The sequence below is a fragment of the Aquiflexum sp. TKW24L genome, assembly GCF_023502205.1.
In the GTDB taxonomy this organism is placed as follows: Bacteria; Bacteroidota; Bacteroidia; order Cytophagales; family Cyclobacteriaceae; genus Cognataquiflexum.
Genome location: NZ_JAMFLG010000024.1, coordinates 69,524 through 76,846, shown reverse-complemented (window position 1 = coordinate 76,846; position 7,323 = coordinate 69,524). Strand labels below are relative to the sequence as shown.

The following is a 7,323-nucleotide window of genomic DNA, read 5'->3' as shown; positions in this document are numbered from 1 at the left end:
AATTAACTGCAAAGGGGTACCCATATTTGACCACGACGTGGTCGGTCTCCGCCAATGATTGTCCACAAAACATTCCTCGTTTTTTTCTCCTTTTTCTCTGTGCCCTCTGAGTGCTCCGTGGTAAATTTTTAACCGTAAATAACTTAATATATTTAGCAATGGGTTAAAATTCTCACCTTCCACAAATGCCTGAATAGGGGCAATACTTACATTTATCCAAATTATCGGTCTGCGAAAAAGAAACTTCAGGATCAAACATTTCCTCAAGCATAGTCCTCAATCCATTTTCATATTCCGATTGATAATTTCTATAATCATCTACTTCTACAGCAGTTGCTCTTGATTCTTTTTGTTGCAGGTAGGGATTGAAATCCTCTTGAAAAATCTCTTTGAAATTAAACAGCGCAGGTTTTAGAGGTTTTGTATTTTCAGGATGCATGGCTTGATACAGCAACCCATAATACATGGTCTGCATGGCTGCTTTATTCCTGTTTTTATCTTCCCGGTCAAAAAGACTTGCCACATTGGAAAATACCTTTTTGTCGCCACCGGATTTGTAATCAATCAACCTAATCGTACCCTCTTTCTCATCCACCCTATCGATAAATCCATTGAGACTGATCTTTTTGATACCGTCCAAAGTCTTGATTTCAAATTGGGCCTTGTAGGCTTTTTCCATGGATACCAAGCGAAAAGGTGCATCTTCCTCATCGATCTCGAGCAAGCGGACCATGTACTTTTGCATCACATCCCGCACGATAGCCATTTGTCCACTGAGTTTGGTATCTGCATTTTCCTCTAGGTGATAAAATTTCCTTACACCCAATTCGATCGATGGAAAGACCCAATTTTTTCTCAATTCCTCAAAGTCTTCTTTTTCAAGAAAATCCCTGTTTTTTCTTTTCCTAAATCCATCATAGAGAAATTCCATACTGTAGTGTGCAATATTCCCAAATACCGCGGCGTCTATCTCTTCTTTTACTTCATCCTTTTCCTGAATATTGGCGAGGTATTGCAGGTAAAACTTAAGTCTACAATCCAAATACACGCTCAAAGCAGAAGGAGAAAATGACGTTTGCGAAAAACCTTCGGGAGATACCACATACCTCTCCAATAAATTTAGCACTTCTGGATTTTTGGGAATGGTAATAGCATCTGTATTTTTCAAGTCAATGGGCACATAGATGATTTCTTCCTTTATATCCATTCCCAATTCGACCATCATCTGTTGGATATAGCGGCTCTTTTCCCCGGCCTTACCCTGATCGGAAGCTGTGGTGTAAATCATATGTACTTCTTCAGCACTGTGCAACAGCCTGTAAAAAGTGTAGGCATAAATGGCATCATTCTGCTCCTGAACAGGAAGGGAAAATGCCTTTCGGATGTTGAATGGAATCATGGAATTGAGCCCGCCTGAAGGTGGAAAACTGTCCTCATTCATATTGCAAATGATCACCCGGCGAAAGTCCAGGTTCCTTGATTCGAGCACACCCATGACCTGCAATCCCTGTAACGGTTCACCTTCAAATGGCAACTTCACCTCTCGAAATACCTGCCTGAACAAACGGATAAAGAACTCACGGTCTACGGTCGTCGATTCTTGTTTTTCAAAAATTTCCCGCAACCTGTTCAACTGCTTGAAGCATTGATACAGGTACGACCGCTGCAATGGTTCATCCCTCAATCGTTCCGCAAGCTGTTCCATCAGGACAGAGAGATAAGGAAATAAGGTTTCACTTTTGAGTTGCTGAAAGATAAGCTGGAAAAAAACGCCACCTTGATGCAGGGTCGACTCAGGTATATAGATTTGATTTTTCTCCTGCATGTCTGCCAACGTCTTTGCGATAAACCCTTCATTTTCAGTTTTAAGGTAAATGGATGACAGCAGGTTTTTGACAGGCTGATGGTAAAACAAAACCTTCCCCTCCTCGACTTTGATGAAGCGCTGCATTTCCAAAACCGCCTCCAGAAAAGCATACACAGGAGCGTTTTTGACGGGATAGCCCATCGTCACGTTGACTTTGTCGATTTGACCCGGCAAGGTGTGTAAAATAGGAAACAGCATCTGCTCATCCGGCAAAATCACCACTGTCTCTTCCCAGTTTTCATCCTGTCCTCCCCTTTCTAAAATAGCCCCAACCAAATTCGCCTGATTGGATTTGAGTGGAGTGGCGTAGGTATGGATTTTGGTTTTTTGGTTTTGGATATGGGCGGGAATTTCCTTTGGAAATGTCGGCCCAAATATTTTATCCTTTTGGTAATCCCTGAAGAAAAGGCCGGCTTCCTGATTGGCATCATCCAAATAATACCCATCGATATCCCAAAAAATCCTAGCGCCAAACTCAGAGATGAAATGCTTGATCAATTTCTCTTCCGTGCCTGTAAAAGCATTGAATCCGATGAAGATAAATTGCTTTTCAGGCTTTGAAATCTCTCCCAATGACTGTGCAACTTTCCGGTACAACTTCCCGGAATAGGCCAATCCTGAAACCTCCAAAGAAGCCTGATAAGCTTGATACAATGGACTGAGCATTTGCCAAAACTTCAAGAATTTCTCCTGATGGCTGCGGTCCTGTCGCTCAAAAGAATTCCAAAACTGACGGATCAATTCAATCTGACTGTTGCTTAGAAAACTTAGATCCGATTCCAGTTCCTTGATTTCTGAGAGATGGAGATAGAGTTTTTTGGCATCAGCCATAAACTGATCCAAGTCATTGAAGTCTTTGAGGATCATTTCTCCCCAAAAATAAAACCTGTCAAAAGTCTCCGGCTCGGGATGCAGACTTTGATAAACTTTGTACAATTCAAATATCAAAGTCAGATCATCCGATGGCCTTTGCCCGGCATATTGATAAAAAACATCCTCAATCGTCTTCACCTCAGGCATCCAAGTTGGCTCCTCTATCAACGCTCCCAAATGTTGGGTAAAAAACAATCCTGCCCGGCGATTTGGCAAAACGATCACCAGATTCTGGAGTTCTCGATATTCCTGAAGAATGGAAGCCGCTGTATTTCTTAAAAAACTATGCATTGATCCTGACTATTTCCCCTGTTTCCAAATAACATATAAATCCCCTCACCGGCTTGGCTGCCAGTTTACCTACCAAGTCCATGTACTCACGAACCTGTTTTTCATACTTTTCATAGGCATCACCTGTCTTAAAATCCACGATAATAGCATCGGTATCTTTGAGAATAATCCTGTCCGGCCGCTTTTGCTTTCCTCCTGGAAGAAGAATGCCCTGTTCGGCCAACAAAACGCCTTCTGTGTCAAACCAAGAAGCAAAAAGCGGATTCGAAAACAAATCTTGAAGTTGACTCTCTACCTGCATCCGCTCCGCTTCCGAAATCCTACCCTCATAGTAAAAGGCTTGTAAGATAGATTTGCATTCTGCCAAAGTCCCAGATTTTTCCAAAATCTCATGAACCAACAACCCGAAATTCTGCTTTTTCCGCTGTGCCATTCCTTCGGCAGAAAAATCAACGGCATACTGTTTCACTTTTAAGAGTTTCGACCAATTTTGGTAGTCCCAGCGGAGTTCTGGCAAAAGGTTTTCCTCTTTTTTCCTGCTTTCCATTTTTGGCCAAGCTCCATAATCAAAGACCTTTGTTTCAGGATCGAAATAATCGGAAAGGCTCAACTCTCCCGTATGATCCAAAGATCCGCTGAGAATCTGTTGAAGGTGAATTTCCAAATTATTGAAAGAGGAATCTTTTTTGATTTCTTTAAAAGGCACCAAACCCCAAATCACTTCCTCGGCCCTTGTCAAAGCCACATAAATCATGTTCAAACTGTCCATATACGCCAAAGTGGCTTCCTCCGAATATGTCTCATTGAAATCTGATTTTGCCAATTTGCCATTTAATGTCAATGGGATGATGGCTGACAGGTTCTTTTCAGAATCCTGAAAAGGTGACCAAACCACATTACCCTTCGAAGTATCAAAAATTGTCCATTTCAGGAATGGCATCAGGACCACTTTGAATTGCAAGCCCTTGGATTTGTGGATGGTAAGGATCCGCATGGCATTATGTCCTTCGGGAATCTTGACGGTTCGCTTTTCCTTGTTTTCTTCCCACCACTCCAAAAAGCCTGATAAATCAGCCCTGTTGTTGGCAGTAAAATCATACACCGCTTCCTTGAATCCCGATATATAAGCCTTCTCTAATCCGTTTTTCAGAAGCTCCAATTCCCCGATCAACTCCTCCACAGCCTCCATCAAGGGCAGTTGCAGCAGTAAAGTCTCCTTTTTTTTGAAAGAAATTTCCTTCTTGACCAAATACTCAGGGGTTTTCTCCAAAGCAAACAAATCATGGTTGATGGGCAGGTTTTTCATAACTGAATAATAATACCACATGGTTTTGAACTGAACTTTGTCTTCCGGTTCGTGCAGGTATTTCAATCCCGCAACCAAAGCCTTGACAGAAGCAGACTTATGTAGGTACATGGATTCATCCGAGAGCACATCAAAGCTGAAAGGTAAATCGGGGTTTTCTGCTCCAAATCCCATCAAGGTATCTGCGATGGCTTCTCCTTCTGACTTTCTTCTAACCAAAAAAGCAATGTCTCTAAGTTCGTATCCTTTCGCCTGCAACTCCATCACCATTCTTGGAAGTCTCAAAAGTGCCTGTTCATCAAAATTCCCCTCTTCCTCACTTTCTTTGCAATCAATAAATTCAAAACGAACCTTTCCTTTCGATTCCAGATTGGCTTTTCTGTCAGAAACTTTTTGATGTACATCATGGTATGCCCGTGAAATAATCCCCGAATCTAAAGCACCGTAAGTAGTTGCCACTACATCTTCAAAAGCCTTGGGAAGTTTTTTGAATAGTGCATTGTTGAAGGCAATGATATTGGGAAGGCTTCTGAAATTGGTGTCAAGATTTTCGTTTCTGACCCTTTGGGCACCGATTTCAGATTCCACTTGCTCAAGTAATAGCTTCATCTCCCCTCCACGCCAACGGTAAATGGACTGCTTCACATCACCTACTAGCAAATTTGTATTTCCTTGGGAAAGGGAGTTTTCAAGCAACGGTTTGAAACTTGCCCATTGGAAACCAGATGTGTCTTGGAATTCATCAATGAGGTAGTTTCGGTATTGGTTGCCCACTTTTTCATAGATAAAAGGAGCATCGTTTTCTTTTGTGATTTCTTTCAAAAACTCATTGGCATCCGAAATCAGGAGGATGCTTTCCTCGTCTTTGAGCAAGGTCAGTTCTTCGAGGAGGTTTCTGAAAATCCCAAAAACAAAAATATTCTTTGATATTGCCTCAAGTGTATTCCATTTGATCATCAGGGTTTCAAACTGAGAAAGGATAAAATTCAAACCCTGATGGTAGGCACTTTCGATCCGGTCCATATTCGGATCCTTTTTCCTGTACCACCTATCGGGATAGCCGATTTTGTCCACCTGCGTAGGGCTCAATTCCGGGACAGGATGGTAACGATCACCCAAAAGATCAAACTTTTTAGCAAAAGAACTGGTCGCTCCGGTAAAATCAGTCCATTCCAACCCATTGTTTATCCGGATCTGATTGGCTTCTTCTTTGAGTTGTTTTGTAATTTGGATCAGTTCAGCTTTTTTTCCTCTTGCATATGCATTCAGGTTTTTGATATTTTCCTTTTCCTTCAAAAATTCCCGGATCTCAAACCCATATTTCTTGAAATCTTCCTGGAAAATCTGTTTGCCGAGGCCCTTGATATTTTTTCGGATATCCCACGATTTACCGTTTTGGATTTGCTCGATGGCATAATCCACTAGCCATTTGTGCAAAAAATCATCTTCCATCACATTGGCTACCACACGGTCTACCACCCTATCAAGTACGGCATCCTGATCCATTTCGACTTCAAACTTTGCATTGAGGTCCATTTCCCTTGCGAATGAGCGGACAACCTTCTGAAAAAAACTGTCAATGGTACTTACAGAAAACCTGCCATAATCATGTAATATAGCTGTAAGCGCTTGAGTGGCCCGGGATTTCAGTTCCTCTTCACCGATTTTTAAAACATCCAATAATTCCCGGTCCATTTTTTGGTCGGGCTGCACATCGTGTTTTAGCCTTTTCAACTCCTTGATGATCCTCTCCTTCATCTCAGCAGTTGCCTTGTTGGTAAAAGTTACCGCCAAGATGGATTTGAAGCTATCCGGGAATTTTAGAGCCAATTTGAGGTATTCCATCGTCAGGGTGTAAGTCTTACCCGAACCTGCAGAGGATTTGTAAATGATAAAATTTCTGTCTCCCATTTTCAAAAATCAAGATTAACAAAACAAGTAGAATTTAGGAGGATAAAAAAACGAATGACAGAGATTGTCGATTAATAATGCATTCAAATTATCATCGCCTCTTATGCTGCATTTTTCGATTGTTATTTTGTAGGCGAAAGAATAATCACCGATAAGATTTTCGACCCAAATAAAGGCTAGCTTAAACAATTCCTTACCGAAAAAGTAGGCGAAAATTTTACTTTCCTGAGTTTGAGAAAAAGGTGGAATATGAAATCTGTTAATTATTAAAAAAAGTCAAATGAAAGTATTATTTCGAATGAAAATATTCATTTGCACAAAAAAATAAAAAGAATACACTTGTAGATTGAAATAAATAATAAATTTTATTTTTTAAATATTAATTTTTTATTATTCTTATTGTCAAAATTGAAAGAAAATAAAAGGCAATTAAAATACTATGAAAATTGAGATAAGTATCAAAGACGAAAAAGCTGAGTTTTTCCTTGAAGTGCTGAGCAACTTCAAGTATGTAAAAGTTCTCCATCCTAAGGATCCTCCTAAAGTCATCCCTGCCACACAAATCGACCATGAAAGTGAAAGAAAACTTTACCGATATGAAAGAGTTCGGGAATATAAGGAGCCCATTCCTGTAAAGCCGCCTAAAGTCTATTCCCTCTCTGAACCATATTCAGGAGCGGTCGAACAAATAAAACAACATTTAGAAGGTAAAATCAAACTTAAATCCGCTAAAGAACTATTAAATGAACTTTAACATCATTTGTACGGATGTCTTTTCAAAAGAACTTAAAAACCTTGTTAAGGAACATCCCTCATTCAGCCACGACTTCGGATTGCTATTGGATAAGTTAGAACAAAACCCGGATACCGGGACTCCCCTTGGCAATCAGTTTTTCAAAACAAAATTGGCTTACAGGGCCATGGGAAGACAGAGTAGGGAAAAACCAAATGTCCAGGTTTATTTTTGTATCAAACAAAATAATGTCTATCTAATTGCTCTTCACAATAGACATGAACCAGGCACATTTCCGGAAAGAGACATGCAAGAGTTATTGAAACCCATTAAGTAAATGCT

At 40.5% G+C, this 7,323-nt stretch carries 4 protein-coding genes; 2 read left to right on the top strand and 2 right to left on the bottom strand.

The features are described 5' to 3' along the window. Positions 1-172: 172 nt before the first annotated feature. Positions 173-3,031: a PD-(D/E)XK nuclease family protein gene (locus M3O96_RS15360; RefSeq protein WP_249721976.1), complete on the bottom strand. Its 2,859-nt coding sequence runs from the start codon at positions 3,029-3,031 to the stop codon at positions 173-175. After that, the gene (locus M3O96_RS15355; protein WP_249721974.1) at positions 3,024-6,248 is read right to left on the bottom strand and encodes a UvrD-helicase domain-containing protein; all 3,225 of its coding nucleotides are present in this window, start codon (positions 6,246-6,248) and stop codon (positions 3,024-3,026) included. Before M3O96_RS15355 ends, M3O96_RS15360 begins: the two co-directional genes overlap by 8 nt. A gap of 439 nt (positions 6,249-6,687) precedes the next feature. Between M3O96_RS15355 and M3O96_RS15350 the strand changes: the two genes are divergently transcribed. Both M3O96_RS15350 and M3O96_RS15345 read left to right on the top strand, forming a co-directional pair. Next, positions 6,688-7,002: a hypothetical protein gene (locus tag M3O96_RS15350; protein ID WP_249721973.1), complete on the top strand. Its 315-nt coding sequence runs from the start codon at positions 6,688-6,690 to the stop codon at positions 7,000-7,002. Next, positions 6,992-7,318, top strand: a complete 327-nt coding sequence (locus M3O96_RS15345; RefSeq protein ID WP_249721971.1) for a hypothetical protein — start codon at positions 6,992-6,994, stop codon at positions 7,316-7,318. The genes M3O96_RS15350 and M3O96_RS15345 overlap by 11 nt, the downstream gene beginning before the upstream one ends. Positions 7,319-7,323 lie beyond the last annotated feature (5 nt).